The organism is Candidatus Polarisedimenticolaceae bacterium (assembly GCA_036275915.1).
GTDB lineage: Bacteria > Acidobacteriota > Polarisedimenticolia > Polarisedimenticolales > DASRJG01 > DASRJG01.
The window spans coordinates 348,195-363,307 of sequence record DASUCV010000011.1; the positions used below are offsets into that span (position 1 = coordinate 348,195).

At 64.4% G+C, this 15,113-nt stretch carries 13 protein-coding genes; 11 read left to right on the forward strand and 2 right to left on the reverse strand.

Annotated features, from left to right (window positions below; genetic code table 11):
• The first annotated feature begins 75 nt into the window (after window positions 1-75).
• The 4 genes from VFV19_11130 (at window position 76) to VFV19_11145 (ending at window position 3,774) form a co-directional block, all read left to right on the forward strand.
• Complete coding sequence (locus tag VFV19_11130; protein ID HEX4824857.1) at window positions 76-1,335, forward strand: hypothetical protein; 1,260 nt, start codon at window positions 76-78, stop codon at window positions 1,333-1,335.
• On the forward strand, window positions 1,332-2,360 hold the full coding sequence (locus tag VFV19_11135) for a gluconeogenesis factor YvcK family protein (protein ID HEX4824858.1): 1,029 nt from the start codon (window positions 1,332-1,334) through the stop codon (window positions 2,358-2,360). Before VFV19_11130 ends, VFV19_11135 begins: the two co-directional genes overlap by 4 nt.
• 65 nt (window positions 2,361-2,425) lie before the next feature.
• The gene (locus VFV19_11140; protein ID HEX4824859.1) at window positions 2,426-2,626 is read left to right on the forward strand and encodes a helix-turn-helix domain-containing protein; all 201 of its coding nucleotides are present in this window, start codon (window positions 2,426-2,428) and stop codon (window positions 2,624-2,626) included.
• Window positions 2,627-3,264: 638 nt separating this feature from the next.
• Entirely contained in the window at window positions 3,265-3,774 is a 510-nt protein-coding gene (locus tag VFV19_11145) for a hypothetical protein (protein ID HEX4824860.1), read from the forward strand.
• Window positions 3,775-4,191: 417 nt separating this feature from the next.
• On the opposite strand, the gene VFV19_11150 is transcribed toward VFV19_11145, so the two are convergent.
• The gene (locus VFV19_11150) at window positions 4,192-5,523 is read right to left on the reverse strand and encodes a TIGR03013 family XrtA/PEP-CTERM system glycosyltransferase (protein ID HEX4824861.1); all 1,332 of its coding nucleotides are present in this window, start codon (window positions 5,521-5,523) and stop codon (window positions 4,192-4,194) included.
• Between the two features lie 602 nt (window positions 5,524-6,125).
• Here VFV19_11150 and VFV19_11155 point away from each other — a divergent pair.
• The 5 genes from VFV19_11155 to VFV19_11175 are packed head-to-tail and all read left to right on the forward strand — an operon-like array spanning window position 6,126 to window position 11,258.
• Window positions 6,126-7,613, forward strand: a complete 1,488-nt coding sequence (locus VFV19_11155; GenBank protein ID HEX4824862.1) for a hypothetical protein — start codon at window positions 6,126-6,128, stop codon at window positions 7,611-7,613.
• A 19-nt stretch (window positions 7,614-7,632) separates the two neighbouring features.
• Window positions 7,633-8,442 (forward strand): CpsD/CapB family tyrosine-protein kinase, encoded by an 810-nt coding sequence (locus VFV19_11160; protein ID HEX4824863.1) that lies wholly within the window; start codon window positions 7,633-7,635, stop codon window positions 8,440-8,442.
• 10 nt (window positions 8,443-8,452) lie between these two features.
• The gene (locus VFV19_11165) at window positions 8,453-10,024 is read left to right on the forward strand and encodes a class I adenylate-forming enzyme family protein (protein ID HEX4824864.1); all 1,572 of its coding nucleotides are present in this window, start codon (window positions 8,453-8,455) and stop codon (window positions 10,022-10,024) included.
• A gap of 31 nt (window positions 10,025-10,055) precedes the next feature.
• Entirely contained in the window at window positions 10,056-10,322 is a 267-nt protein-coding gene (locus VFV19_11170) for an acyl carrier protein (GenBank protein HEX4824865.1), read from the forward strand.
• Between the two features lie 3 nt (window positions 10,323-10,325).
• Window positions 10,326-11,258: an XrtA system polysaccharide deacetylase gene (locus VFV19_11175; protein ID HEX4824866.1), complete on the forward strand. Its 933-nt coding sequence runs from the start codon at window positions 10,326-10,328 to the stop codon at window positions 11,256-11,258.
• Window positions 11,259-11,282: 24 nt separating this feature from the next.
• Here VFV19_11175 and VFV19_11180 read toward each other — a convergent pair whose 3' ends face one another.
• Window positions 11,283-12,320, reverse strand: coding sequence for a glycosyltransferase (locus VFV19_11180; GenBank protein ID HEX4824867.1), 1,038 nt, complete (start codon window positions 12,318-12,320; stop codon window positions 11,283-11,285).
• Window positions 12,321-12,588: 268 nt separating this feature from the next.
• Between VFV19_11180 and VFV19_11185 the strand changes: the two genes are divergently transcribed.
• Window positions 12,589-13,809 carry a glycosyltransferase family 4 protein gene (locus VFV19_11185; GenBank protein HEX4824868.1) on the forward strand — a complete coding sequence of 407 codons (1,221 nt, stop codon included), beginning with the start codon at window positions 12,589-12,591 and terminating at the stop codon, window positions 13,807-13,809.
• A gap of 20 nt (window positions 13,810-13,829) precedes the next feature.
• Window positions 13,830-15,101, forward strand: coding sequence for an O-antigen ligase family protein (locus VFV19_11190; protein ID HEX4824869.1), 1,272 nt, complete (start codon window positions 13,830-13,832; stop codon window positions 15,099-15,101).
• Window positions 15,102-15,113: the final 12 nt, after the last annotated feature.

Sequence of the window (15,113 nt, forward strand, 5' to 3'; positions counted from 1 at the left end):
CGGCTCCTGGTGCTGGCCTCCTTGATGTTCTCCATGTCCCGGGCGCGGGCGGCGGAGGTCGATTTCCGGCCGGTCTTGAGCTTCGGCCTGTTCCACGAGGGGAATGTCGCCGTGATCGGCGACACGTCCAGCGGCGATGACGCCGCAGCGATCTCAGTCGCGTTGCCGGTCGAGCGTCGCACGCCCAACTCGCAGCTTCGGTTCCGTTACGAGCCGACGTACGTCGCCTATCAGAACAACAGCGATCTCAATTATCTCGGCCAGCAGGCCCACCTGATGTACGGCCTCACCCCCTCGAAGACTTCGAGCTACTCGTTCGACCTCGACGCGGTGCGGACCGACCACCAGGGCGTCCGTTCGACGGACCCGCAGACGGCGGTCACGTTCGTCCCGCGGACGACGCAAACCAACGCGTCGGCGGTGATCCGCGGCGACCACACCGGGCGGCGCAACCTGATCGGCTGGGAGGTCCGGGCCAGCATGGACCGATTCTCCGCACCGAATGCCGTCGGCCATACGACCGCCGTCTCATGTACGGTCAGTGCCGACTGCGACGACGGCGACGTCTGCACGATCGATTCCTGCGTCAACAACGTCTGCCAGCACGGCTTGGATCAGAGCAACCCTGCCTGCCATCTCCAAGACAGCACGGGAGCGGGCGCCAGCGCCTCTTGGCGCTACGCCCTCACGGAGCGGAGCTCCCTTGGCCTCGGTCTCGATGCACAGGTGTATACGTTCGACGGCCTGCCGACGGCCTACGTGGAATCGCTCGGCGTCGTGGGTGCGCACACCTTCTCGCGCACCCTCTCGATGACGTACATCGCTGGGGCCGCCTTCGCCGGGTCCGGCAACGAAAGCGACACGGAGCCGGTGGGCGATGTCACATTGAGCCGCGCCACGAGTGAGACCACAACGCTCTCGGCCGGCGCTCGCCGATGGGTTTCCCAAGGGTCCGGAATCGGCGGGGCCTCCCTGGACCAGGGCGCGTACGTGAACTACGCCTACAGCCCCCTTCACCGCGGGGCGAACGGCGGGGTCACGGCAGGCTACTGGAAGCGCGATCCGCTTTCGATCTCGGCTTCGGCGAACGCGGTCAGCACCGACACGCTCAGCGCCAACCTCTACTTTGGTTGGAACTTCAACCAGTACCTTTCCCTGAACGCCAACTACGCCTATTCGGATCAAACATCCTCGCAGAACGCGCTCAACACCCAGTTCGGGAGCTACGGTGCCTATTTGCGTTGGTCGATTCTCGGCGACGTGCGCCGTACCTCCCACACGAAAGCGCAAGGGTCGCAGCAAGCGCCGCAGGGTGGAGAAAGGCCACAGCCATGACCTCGACCAAGGCGCCGCTTCGGTGCGCGGTCTTGGGCGGAGGGAATGGGATTCCCTCGGCCCTTCAGGGGCTCGCGGATCTCGCGGGTCGCGGTCTCCCGCTTGCCATCACGGCCATCGTTGCGACCGCCGACGACGGCGGCAGCTCAGGCCGGATTCGCCGGGACCACGGCGGGTTGCCGCCGGGGGATCTGCGCCGGTGCCTTCTCGCGCTCTCGCAGGCGGCCGACGGCCCGTTCGCCCGCCTGTTTCGCCATCGCTACTCCGGAGAGGGAGACCTCGCCGGACATTCTCTCGGGAATCTGCTCCTCACGGCGCTGGCCGAGCAGCACGGATCCTACGTCGCCGCGGTTGCCGCGGCCGGACGGATGCTCCAAGCGCGCGGACGTGTGCTGCCGGTGACCGAAGAGGCGCCGCGACTCGAAGGGGAGACGATCACCGGCGACCGGTTGTCGGGCGAGTCGCGGATCGGTTCCGCACCGGCGGCGATCCGCCGGCTCTGGTGCGAGCCGCAGGGTGTTCGTCCCGCCGACGGCGTGCTCCAGGCTCTTCACGAGGCGGACCTCGTGGTCATCGGGCCGGGAAGCCACTTCACGAGCGTTCTCGCGGTCCTGCTCGTCGATGGCGTGGCCGACGCGGTTCGAGCTTCGCACGCCGTCCGGATCTTGGTGGGTAATCTCATGACCCAGCCGGGCGAAACGCTCGGCATGTCGATGGCCGACCACCTCGAGGCGCTCGATCGCCACGTGGGTGCCGGACTCGTCGACACGGTCCTGCTGAATTCCACGCCGATTTCCGAGGCGAGGCTCCGGCCCTATGCGGAGCAGTCGGTTGAGCTGGTCACGCGGGAGGGTCTGGCGGGCCGGCGAGAACGGTTCATCGAGGCGCCGGTCGTGAACGATGACGGAAAGATCCGACACGATCCGGCGCGGTTGGCGGAGGCGCTCATCGGCATCGTGCTCGGCCGCGGCGAGCATCGCGGCAGGGTCGCAAGTGCTCGACCGCCCGACACTTGGGCCATTTGAGAAACGGGGGACGTCACATGGATTCGCGAGCCGAACGGCGATTCTTGGTCGGGGGAGACACAGACATGGAACAGAGCCGGGTGCGAGAAGACGAGATTCTCACGAGCGAGGAGGCGCGGCGCCTCCTGAAGATCGGAAGGACCAAGCTCTGGGATCTCACGAAGCGGAACATGATTCCGGCTTACCGCGTCGGGGAAGGCCGAACATCGGGACTCCGCTACAAGCGCTCCGAGATCCTCAGATGGCTGGATCAGAATCGGATTTGACTGCCAACGTCCAAAACCCGGTGAGCATTGGCGGCTGGCGGCTGGTCGCCCCATAACGATCAACGCTCCCTCGTTCCGTTCGTATGGTCGGCTATGCAAGCGAAGTACGGTCACGGCAAGCGTCTGCGCTCAATCCGCCACGCTGGCTAACTCCCTACCCCCTGGCAAGAACGAATAACCGCCCCCACGGTGGCCGCGAGCTTGTTGTTTCACGCGGCCGCCTGAGCGGACGACGCGGACGGTCATCGGACACCAAAATAGCGGATTGACGCGCGATCACGACTGGTATCGGCCGTGCTCTTCGTCGGTTCGTGCGCTGGCCGAAACATCCCGCAGAATCGGTACGTCATTCGCGGTTCCGTCCGCCGTTCTGCCAGTGGCCTGATTGCTCCGCGCATCGGGGACCGTCGAAGGGATTTCCGAAGGCGGGGACGTACCGCCTGAAAGATGACCCGACGCGGATCCCGCGGTACACATGCAAAGCCTGCGGTCGCACGTGCTCTCGCAAGACGTTCTCGGCGACCTACTACTTGAAACGGCCGGAGCTCCTCGGCCGAGTCGCTTCGGGCCTCGTCGCCGGCTCGGGCCACCGCCAGATCTCTCGCTCGGAGAAGTGTGCGAAGACGACCGTCAGTCGGATGGCCGATCGGCTCGGACGCCACGCGATCTTGTTTCACGCGCGCTGTCTTAGTGAGCTCGATCGGATTTCCGAGTCGATCGTCCACGACCACTTCGAGACGTTCATCGGGAGGCAGGACCAGGCACTCGGCATCGGGACCGCAGTCGGAGCCGACTCGTGGTTCATCTACGACATCGACCCGGCTCTTCACCTCGGGAGTGGAAGGCGGCCCGACCGGAAGCCGGTGACGCTGCTACGCCCGAACCAGGCGTACGTTCGCAGCATCCGCCGCACGATTCAGTCGCTTCTTCCGAAGGTTTCCGCCTCGGAGCGACTTCATTGCCGCGTCGACGGACGGGTCGACTACCCGGCCGCCGTCATGGGAACTCTCGCTTCGAGAGTCCGCTTGAGCGTCTACCCGAACCCGAAGCTGGGACCGACGGGGTCACCGCGATCCGCCGAAGCCATGCTCCGCGACGGGGCCATGTTCCCCGTCGATCAGCTGCACCAGCTCATCCGTCACACCTGATCACAAGCGCGAGACGATCGCATTCGGACGGCGGCTGGAGTCGATCATCGGACGGGCGAATTTCGTCGCTGTGTGGAAGAACTTCATCAAGCGACGAACCGAGAGGCGACCGGACCGCTCGACGCCTGCCATGCGCCTCGGACTCGCAAGTGAACGTTGGGAGTGGGACCGGATCCTCACCCCGCGGCTGTTCCCGGCGCGAGAGCAGCTCTCGAAGTCTGCCCGCGCGCTCTACTGGAGGCGCTGGACGCCCTCAATGCCGGCTCTCAGGCTCCGTCATGCCGCCTGAACTTACAAGAACTCACTCGAGCACGATCAACGGATCGGAGCAGTCCGGTTCTTGCTGACCACAAGACCAACAAGCTCGGGGCCACCGTGGGCGGAAGGGTTCGCGTGACGCGGTTCTGTCGGTTGGCGCTACCGGGCCCCCGACGTGAAGGTCACGACGCGGACCGTCTTGAGCACGATCCACAGGTCGAGCAACACGCTGGAGTTCTTGATGTAGAACAAGTCGTACTTCAGCTTCTCGAGGGCATCTTCCACCGTCGCGCCGTACTGGTAGCAGACCTGAGCCCATCCGGTGACGCCGGGGCGCACGACCATGCGCAGCGTGTAGTACGGGATCTGCTTCTCGAGCTGCTCCACGAAGTGCGCCCGTTCGGGGCGCGGTCCGACGAAGCTCATCTCTCCACGCAGGACGTTTATGAGCTGGGGCAGCTCGTCGAGACGCAGCTTGCGCAAGATTCGCCCGACGCGGCTGATACGGGAGTCGTTGTCGCCCGCCCAGGTCGGCCCGCTGTGCTTCTCGGCGTCCTCGGCCATCGACCGGAACTTGAGGATGTCGAATTCGCGCCCGTTCAGGCCCATGCGGCGCTGCCGGTAGATGACGGGACCCCGCGAGTCGAGACGGATCGCAATCGCGATCAAGAGCATCGCCGGAGCGGCAAGGAGCAACAGGAGGAGCGACAAGGTGATATCCATGGCCCGCTTCCGAAAACTGCGCCATGGCGATGTTTTGAAGCCGTCCGAGAAGATGAGCCACGACGGGAACATCCCCTCGATGTTGATCTTCCCGGTGGTGCGCTCGAAGAAGGAGGTGACGTCTTCGATCTCGACGCCGCGGAGGCGAAGCTCCATCAGCGTGCGGATCGGCAGCTTTCCGCGCTTCTCATCGAGAGCGACGAGGATCCGATCGACATGGGAGGCGCAATATTCGGACATGCCGTCGAAGCCGGTTTGAATCCGGGCGCCCATGACGACGACCTCGCCGACGCGGGCGCGGTCTTCGTCGGCGAACCCGACGAGCCGGTAGTCGCTGCGAAGATGCTCCGCGAGCCATCGGCCGGACTGCCGCGCGAGCTGTCCCGACCCGACGACGAGCACGCGCTCGCGGTACGCATCGAGAACCTCGAAATGCGTGGCGACATAGCGCCAGCCGGTCATCGTGATCGGGATCGCGAGTGCGCCCTGCACGAGCACCATGGGAAGGAGCGACCAACGGTACTGAGGGAATGCGGCCAGAGCGATGAGCACGGCAATTCCGCCGAGGCAGAGCGAGAGAACGATCATCACACCGATCTCGCGGCGGAGGCTCGGCTCGCCCCCGAGTAGCACTCGGCGCATGCCGATCACCGAGACGAGAAAGACGATGCCGACGCCAAGAAGGTACCCGCGGAGCTCCGCGTCGCCGCCGCCGCCCAAGAGCAGTTGTGAGTTGAGCGCGGCGAGCACCTGCGAGTTGAGAATCATGACCAACCACATCACGGCGGTCACAAGGAGGGCCTCGAACGCAAGAGACACCAGGATACGAGGCCTACCCAGCCTGATCAGACTCATCGTCTTAGAACTCCACCCCGAGCCAAAGCGAACTGGCGCGTCTCAGACCAAGTACAAGCGCATTGCGGTTATGTTCGACCGTACGTTCAAAGTTTACGAAGGTGACCGATCCAGGTCAACGAAATCTCCACGGCAAGGCGACGGTTAAGCTATTGTTATATTAATGACTTAGATGATGCTGTCGTGGTTGTCGGCAGCGCAGCCGATTACACGAATCATCGTTCGACCTGTCGTCACGCTACCCAAATCCCGCTTCGCCGTAGAGCGCCGAAATCAGCCGATCTCGTTCGTCGTTCGTCGTTCCTTCCGCTTGACCCGGTTCACGGTCAAAGGTATCAGTTAGCATGCGTCGACGTCAGCGGGCACGGAGTCAGAATCGTCCACAATGAGACACGTCAGTGGCGCGTCGTGGGCAGGGCGGCAAGCGTCAAACCCCTGGTCACGATTCGATGGCGGCGACGCTGTGACGGCGAGAAGATCGATCGAGCGGGCGGCACAGGCGCGAGGATGAATCGATGAGCTCCGGATCGAACGCGACCATCGTCCTCGAGGTGGTCGACAGGCTACGGAAGTCGTGGTGGACCGTCGTGGCCGGACTCTGCGTCGGGCTCGCGTGCTCTGTTGCGACCTTGCACTACCTTCCTCGCACGTTCAAGGCCAGCACGCTCATCTTCGTCGCCCCGCAATCGGTGCCGCAGGAATTCGTGCGCAGCACGGTCACCGACGACATGTCGATGCGTCTGCAGTCGCTCAAGGAGTCGGTGCTCAGCCGGCCGTACCTCGAACAGCTCGCCAACGATTACCTGGGCCACACGGACGATCCGGTGAAGCTCGAGATGCGCGTCAACGACATCCGTTCGCGCGTCGAGGTCGACGTCATCGGGGTCGCGATGAGTGGCTCTGGGAAGACCGGCGGCACCTTCCGCTTGAGCTACTACGACAGCGATTCGAAGCGCGCCGCCGCGATGGTCAACGCGCTGGCGGATTCTTATATCGCGCAAAACCTCTCGTCGCGGACCGCGCAGGCGGAAGGCACGACGAAGACGGTCGAAGGATTGGCCGGCGACGTCTCTGCGAGGCTCGAGGCGCAGCAAAAGCTGATCACCGAGTTCCGGCGCGAGCACCTCTACGAGATCGCGGACCAGCAGAACTCCAACGTGTCGCAACTCCAAGGCCGCCAGCAGGATCTCAACACGAACGCCGTCGCGCTGGCCGCCGCTCAAGACCGGCTTTCTTCGCTCAAGGCTCAACAGTCCGTGCTCAGCCACTCGCCGGGGACTGCCTTGGAAGCGGATCCCCTGACGAAGGCCGAGGGCGAGCTGGTGAATCTCCGCAACAGGTACACGGATACCCATCCGGAAGTGATCGCGAAGCGCCATGAGATCGAGAACCTCAAGGCGCAGATGCCGGCGACCGGGACGACCCCCGGCGATGCGGCGGTGAGCCCGCTTCAGGCGGGAATTCGCTCTGCCGAGCGCGAGGTGCAGAGGCTGCAGGCCGACGAGCTTCAGATCAGAAAGGACATCGCGGAGTTCAAGCGTCGTCTCGAGGCGACGCCGAAGTACGAGGCGCAGCTCCAAGATCTGATGAAGGGGTATTCCGTCCTCGTCGAGCAGTACAACCGTCGCGCAGGAAGCGTCGAGGAAGCGCGGGGCGCGCAGAAGATAGAGGAGACTCAGAAGGGCGAGCGGTTCGAGGTGATCGAGAGGGCCTTGCCGCCTGCGATTCCCGTGCGCCCCGTCCCGATGATGATTTACGCGGCCGGTGCGATCGGTGGCCTCGTGCTCTTCGTCGGACCCCTCCTCGTCCTGGCACTTCTCGAGCCGCTCATCTCCTCCGAGACCGGGCTCCGCGAGGCCGCCGAGGTGCCGGTCTTGGTCGCCATTCCGCGCCTCATGACCGATGACCTCGCGCGGTCCCTTCGTGCCGGCCTGACACGCAACATCGCCGCATCCGCGGTCTCGGTCGTCATCCTGATCATCGCGTCGATCATGTACCGCTGAGTGCCGGAGGCCGCCGACGATGAAATTCCGATGGACGAGCGCCGAGGGCCGCAAGACGCCAGAGAAGGCCGAACAGCCGGCGGAGAAGCTGGCCGTCGGCGTTCCGCTCGCGCGCATCGTGCCGCGTAAGCTCATCGAGACGCCGGATCTCCTCTTCCGCGGTAATGCCACGTCGCCGGCTGCCGAGCGCTTCCGCCGCCTGAGAACCGTCCTCACGACGGACGTCGCCGCCGCGCCGCAGGTCATCATCGTCACCAGCGCCATACCGGGCGACGGGAAATCGTTCGTCGCGATGAACCTCGCGCTCGCATTCGCAGCCGACGGCGAAACCAGTACGCTGCTCATCGACGCCGACCTGCGGAGGCCCGCGCTCGACCGCTACATCACGCCCGAGCCCACGCTCGGCCTCTCGGACCTCCTGGAAGAGAAGGTCCCGCTCCAGCACACGGTCCTCCACCTCAAGGACACGTCGCTCGAAGTGCTGCCTGCCGGGAAGAGCGCGAAAGAGCCGGTCGAGCTTCTCGGCTCGCAGGTCTGCGCGAATCTTTTCGCGCAGCTCCGGACTCGCTACGAACGGATCATCGTGGACACCCCACCGGCGCTCCCGTTCACCGACGCGGACGTCATCGGACGGAACGCGGACGGCGCGCTCTTCGTCGTCCGGCAAGGCTCGACTCCGAAGAACCACTACCGTAGGGCCGTCGGGATGCTCACCTCGGTGCGTGTGCTCGGTTCCGTCCTCAACGATTCCACCTACTCCCTCGCCGATCGAGGCCATTACTACGACAAGTACTATCAGGCCTATTACAACCGCGACGGGAAAAAGTGAGCGCGGGCCCATGATGGGTCCGCTCGTCCATGACTTGCTCATCCGGTCGGCGGCCCACCATCCGGAGGCCCTTCTCGCCATCGACGGAACCGAGAGGGGGACGTACGGCGGGATCGACGACGCCTCCTCGCGCGTTGCGGCCGCGTTGGCCGAAGAAGGTGTCGCGCGCGGGGACCGCGTGGGCCTGGTGGCCGAGAATTCGATCGCGTACGTCGTCGCGTATTACGGGATTCTGAAAGCGGGCGCCATCGTGGTCGCGCTGAGCCCGGCGTCCGAGGGAGATACCCTTCGCGAGCCACTGAGCGATTGCGGCGCGAAGGTGGCGATCGTCGGACCGCGGCAACGGCGCGCCCTGGCCACGCTCGTCACGGCGCCGCACCTGGAGGCGATCTTCGCTCCCGGGGATCTTTGCGCCGCCGCCCGCTCCAGCGCGAGAGGGCCCAGACTGGTCGATCTCGATGCCGCGGTCGCGGTGTCGGAACCGCGACCGCCGCTGACCATCGGCGATCACGAGCGCGCCGCGATCGTCTACACCTCCGGTAGCACTCGGAAGCCACGGGGTGTCGTGCTTCGCCACGCGAACCTCGTCGCGAACATCAGGTCGATCGTCGCGTATCTCCGTCTGACCAAGGAGGATCGCGCTTTTGTCGTACTGCCCTTCCACTACGTCTATGGGAAGTCGATCCTCAATACCCACGTGGCTGTCGGAGCGTCGGTCGTTCTCGAGAACCAATTCCTCTACCCGCAGCGGGCGCTCGATCGTCTCGAGAGCGAGCGCGCGACGGGGCTCTCCGGCGTTCCGTCGACGTTCGCCATTCTGCTCAACAAGTCGAACTTCGCGTCGCGGCCCTGGCCCGACCTGCGGTATGTGACGCAGGCCGGCGGGGCGATGGCGCCCGAGCTGACCCGCCGGCTGATGGCGGCGCTTCCCGGCAAGCAGATCTTCATCATGTACGGTGCGACCGAAGCTGCCGCCAGGCTCTCGTATCTCGATCCACAGGCGTTGCCCCGCAAGGTCGGCAGCATCGGCAAAGCGATTCCGGGGGTCGAGCTGAAGATCCTCCGCGAGGACGGCACCGAGACGGAAGTGGGCGAGGTCGGCGAGATCGTGGCGCGGGGACCGAACCTCATGGAGGGATACTGGAACGACCCGGTCGAGACCGCGGCCGTGCTCGATACGCACGGTTATCACACCGGCGATCTCGGACGGCGCGATGACGAAGGAGACCTCTACGTCGTCGGCCGCAAGCGGGAGATGATCAAGTCGGGCGCCCACCGCATCTCACCGAAGGAGATCGAAGAGACGCTCGTGGAGCATCCGGCGGTGGACGAGGCGGCCGTGTTGGGGGTGGAGGACGAGATCCTGGGTGAGGCGATCATGGCATTCGTGACGCCGAGGCCGGGGACCGTGGACGCTCGATCCGACGTCCTGACCGACTGGTGCCGGCGGAAGCTCCCGCTTCACAAGGTCCCGGGGCGGATCGACATCGTCGCCGAGTTGCCCAGGAATGCTTCGGGCAAGATCGATAAGCTGGCCCTGGCCGTCGGGCTCTCGACCTCGGGAAGAGAGCGCGCGCGTTGAATTTCGATGGAACTGACTGCAGGAGGAGTGGATGACCGAGGAAGAGATGGTGCGGGCGTTCATCACGAAGAACTTCTTGTTCTCCGACGACGGCCGTCTTGGCGACGAGGATTCGCTGATGGACAAGGGGGTCTTAGATTCGACCGGTGTCCTTGAATTCGTCGGTTTCCTGGAAAGCACATACGGCCTCAAAGTGCTGGATGAAGAGTTGGTCCCCGACAATCTCGACTCGATCCGCAGCGCGGCTGCGTTCGTGCGCCGGAAGCTCCAAGGCCGAGCGACGGTGTCGGGAGCGTGATCCTTGACTGAGCGGAAGCTCAACGCATTCACCGTCGACGTCGAGGACTACTTCCAGGTCTCGGCGTTCGAAGCGCTGTTTCCGCGCGAGCAGTGGGGACAGGTGGAGTTGCGCGTCGACGCTGGCGTCAGGGCGCTGCTGGAGATCGCGGCCGAAGCCCAGGTCAAGGGAACCTTCTACATCTTGGGCTGGCTTGCGCGCCAGCGCCCGGACCTCGTGCGGGCCATCGCGGAGGCCGGACACGAAATCGGATGCCACAGTCTCGAGCATCGACTCGTCTACACGATGACGCCCGAAGCGTTTCGCAATGATTTGAGAGCGGCGCTCTCCGCCATCCGTGACGCTTGCGGTGTCGCATCGACGTTGTACCGAGCTCCGAGCTACTCGATCACCCCGGCGAGTCTCTGGGCGCTCGACATCCTGGCCGAGGAAGGGATCCTCATCGACAGCAGCATCTATCCGATCACGCACGATCGGTACGGGATGTCCGGTGCCCCGCTCGGCCCGTACCGACCGTTACGACATCAACCTCAGTTCGTCGAGTTCCCACCTTCCGCGGTCCGATTGTTCGGGGCAAACCTGCCTTGCGCCGGGGGTGGCTATTTGCGCGCGCTGCCACTGGCCCTCACGCGTACGGCCATCCGTCGCATCAACGGTGTCGAAGGGCGCGCTGCTCTGGTCTACGTGCACCCATGGGAGCTCGATCCCGGTCAACCTCGAGTTCCGGCGAAGACGCTCCAGAACCTGCGTCACCGACTGAACATCGGGAAGACAGCGGGCAGGTTGCGCCTTCTGCTTCGAGAGTTTCCCTTCGCTCCCCTGTCCACGGTGTTGTCGGGGCTGGGCGGCCCATCGGTCATCCCATTCCAGGACCTCGCGCCGTTCAAGGGTCTCGCGGGTGCCGGTAGCGCATTCGACCGGACGGAGAAGGCCTAGCTTCGTCACGTCTTCGTCTCGCGGTCAGCGGCGACTCGGGCTCCAGGCGACGATGCGTTCACCTCGAAGGAACCGGGTCCATGCCACGACGATGGAGGCGTTGACTTCCACGAAGTACCTCAGAAGGCGGCCGGGGCCCGTCTCGCCGAGTAACGGCACGGCGGCCGCGACAACAGCCCCGGCGTAGGCCATGAGCTGAAGGCCGAGAAGCAGCGCCGCGCTGAGAGACACGGGAGTGGCGAGAGCGCTGCCCACGAGCGTGACGATCAGGGCGAGTGGGACGGTCCACCGCCCGACCTTGTGGGATAGGAGCTGCCACGCGAATATCCCGTGGCGCAAAGGGTTCATGAGCTCGCGTTCGGCGAACAGGACCGTCAGGCCCCGGATGACGGTCCGCACCTTTCTATCGAATTCGCCGCCGCGGCGTGCCAGGTCCGTGTAGTACCCGTGGACGGCGTCGTCACTGACCGCTCGGTAGCCGAGGCGCACGGCGACGAGCGCGGTACGAAAGTCGCTCGCGAGCTGATCCGAGAAATCCACGCACACCGCGCGCCTTGCAGCGAACAACGAGCCGCTCAGGCCGACGAGAGACCCGACCCTCGATTCGAGGCTGCGGAGAGCCATCTCGTACCTGACGTAGAGCCCTTCTCCGGCGGGCGATCCGTCGTGTGTGACGAAGCGGTCGACCGAGCTCACCGCGCCCACCAGGGAATCCGAGAAAGGCCGAACGATCGCAGCGATGCCTCCTGGGTCGAGCAGGGTGCCGACGTCCGTGAAGACGAGGATCTCACCGCGGCTGCTCGAGACGGCCGCTTGCTGTGCGCGCTCCTTGCCGCCGCGTATCTCGAGGCGGACGAGGCGCACCCCTCGATTCCCATATTCGGTCTCGACGATCCGGTCCGTGCCATCCGTGGAAGCGTCGTCGGCCACGACGATCTCGAAGCGGTCACGCGGGTAGTCCTGATCGATCAGGTTGTCGAGCTTGCGCCGGATTCCTGAAGACCCGTTGTGGACGGTGACGATCACCGTGACCTCGGGAGAGGGAACGGTCACCGTCCGCACCGGTCGTCCGCGGAGACGGGCGAGGAATAAGAGAAGAAGGGGATAGCCGGCATAGACATAGGCAGTCCAGAGAACCCCTGCCCACGCAAGCCCTTCTGCCAATCGAATCCCCAAGGTGGCCTCCGGTTTGGCGAACATTACATTGATTGAGCGCCTTTCTGGGTGCTCCAAGGCTCGTGTGAGTGGCGAGGCGTGCCGAGGCACGTGTACAGCGGCTAAGCTCTTGCCGCGCAGACAGGCTCCGAGGCGAAGGACGGAGGTCGACGCCGTGCACGAGGTCATCCGGATGGAGAACGAGACGGCGCCATCCGAGAGCGTCATCCACGTTCTTCATCTTCGTGACACCGTGAGGATCTGCGGCCCAGGCAAGACGATTCTCGAAACCATCCGGAACAACCGGGACCCCGACATCCGTTACTCGGTCGGGGCGTTTGGCTCGTTCGATGGGAACTTGTTTCTTCAGGAGGCGTCGAATCTCTGTGAGACGTTTCGCCTCCCGGGAAATCGGACTCTCATGCCGCTGGCGGCCCTCGAATTGGCCCGGTGGATCCACCGCCACGGGGTATCGATCGTTCACGCGCACGATTTCAAGACCGATGCCGTGACGATCCTTGCCTCAGCGCTTTCGCACACGGTTCCCATCACGACGGTCCACGGATTCATCGTCCTGGGACCGAAATCGCGAATCTACGCCAAGGCCCATCTCTCGCTCCTCCGAAGGATGAAGCGGGTCTTTGTCGTTTCCGACGCCACCCGGCAATTCCTGCTTCGCCAGTCCATCGATGATCGAAACATCGATATTGTCCGGAACAGCATCGTCCTCGATGCTTATCCCTTTGGGTATCGCTCCGAGGCGCTCAAGGCGGGATCAGGCCTCCAGGCTTCCGACCTCGTGATCGGATGCATCGGACGACTCAGCGAAGAGAAGGGACAGCGAGTCCTTCTCGAGGCCTTTCCGAAAGTTCTCGAGCGCGTGCCGGCAGCGCGTCTCGCATTCGCAGGGGACGGCCCTGACGAGCGATACCTCCGCGATCGGGTGACGGCGCTCGGGCTCGAGCCCGTGGTCCATTTCTTGGGGCACCGCAACGAAATCCGCGAGGTATTCGGCGGCCTCGATCTCCTGGTGCTCAGCTCCTTCACCGAAGGATTGCCGAACGTGGTGCTGGAGGCGATGGCTCTGGGAGTCCCCGTGGTGGCGACTGCCGTAGGCGGGACTCCCGAGTTGGTTCGCAATGGAGAGACAGGGTGGCTCGTGCCTTCGGGCGATGCCGAGGCACTCGCAACGGCGATCTCTGATGCGCTCAGGCGACGCGGCGACGCGAAGGACAGGGCGATGGCGGCCAGGCGGCACGTCGAAGCGAAGTTCGACATGTCGATGCTCATCCATCGGACACATGCGATCTACCGCGACATGTTGGCAAGTCGGGCTCGGAAGACCGCCGAGGTGGAAACGGCCTCTCCCGGTGGCTCTGAGGGTCCGAGGGCATGAGGGGTCCAAACACGACGGTGATGGGCTCGACTGCGTCGAAGCCGGCCGCGCGGGGAAACGGCGATGGAGCTCGACAAACGCCCACCGCTCGCGCGACGGGCTATGGCGCCTGCCTGCTCTATCTGATCGTCGACTTCGGCAGGCCGATGGACTGGATCCCGGCCCTGGAGTATCTGCGACTCGGGATGGTCGCCGCGTTCTGGGGCTTCGCCGCGTCGATCAGCTCTCGTAAGCGACCGATTCCCAAACCCATGTGGTACATGATCGCATTCCTCCTGGCGATGGCCTGGGGCGTCCCCTGGGCGAAGAACAACGCGTGGGCATTCTGGGGATTCGAAGAACACGCCATTTTCATCCTCGGGTGTGTGCTGCCCCTCGCGGTGCTTCCGGGCAACGTCGACTCCGTGCGTAAGTTGATGACTTTCTATTTCTTCCTGCATGTCCCGATGGCGATCCACGGGCTCATGTATGAGGGCACCGGGGCAGGGGGATGGATCGCCGACGAAAACGACCTGGCCCTCGGATTGAATGCGGCCCTCGGGGTGGGGATGTATCTCGCGATGGAGGCTCAGAGCGCGGGACGCAGGTTCCTCATCCTCGCGTCCATGGCGGTCATGGTGACCGGCGTCGTTTCCACGATTTCCCGGGGGGGGTTCGTCGGACTCGCGACCATGGGCGCCTACCTTGTCGTGTTCAGTCCCAAACGTGGCGTCGCGCTCGCCGCGGTCGCCGGGTTCGCCATCGTGCTGGTCCTTTTCGCAGGGCCGACGTTCTGGCACGAGGTAGATTCCATCAAGACTGCCGACCAGGTCGGTGATACGGGCGAGGAGCGGCTCTACTACTGGGGACTTGGCTGGAAGATGTTTCTCGATAATCCGGTCATCGGGGTTGGAACGCGAAACTTCCCGATCCAGGTATACATGTACGAAGACAAGCGCCGCGCTCAGAATGGCGACCATGCGTGGGGGCGCGCCGCCCATTCGTTTCCCATCACGCTTCTCGCGGAGCACGGCCTCGTCGGAACATCGTTGGTTCTTCTGATGCTCGGCTGGGTTGTCAAGGCCCATCGACGGCTGCTTCGAGCGTGGAAGGAAGCACCGACGGATCCTCGCCGGCGATCCAGCGCGCTCTTGGGATCTGGAATCGTCGCAGGCCTGGTTGGGTTCATGGTGTCGAGTATTTTTCTGTCGTCCCTCTATTACCCCATCGTCTGGGTCCTCGTAGCTCTATTCGCGTCACTGGACGCGGTTTCCGGAACCGAGCGGGAGAGCGAGCTTGCAGCGGCGTCGTGAGGAAGTTCCGTT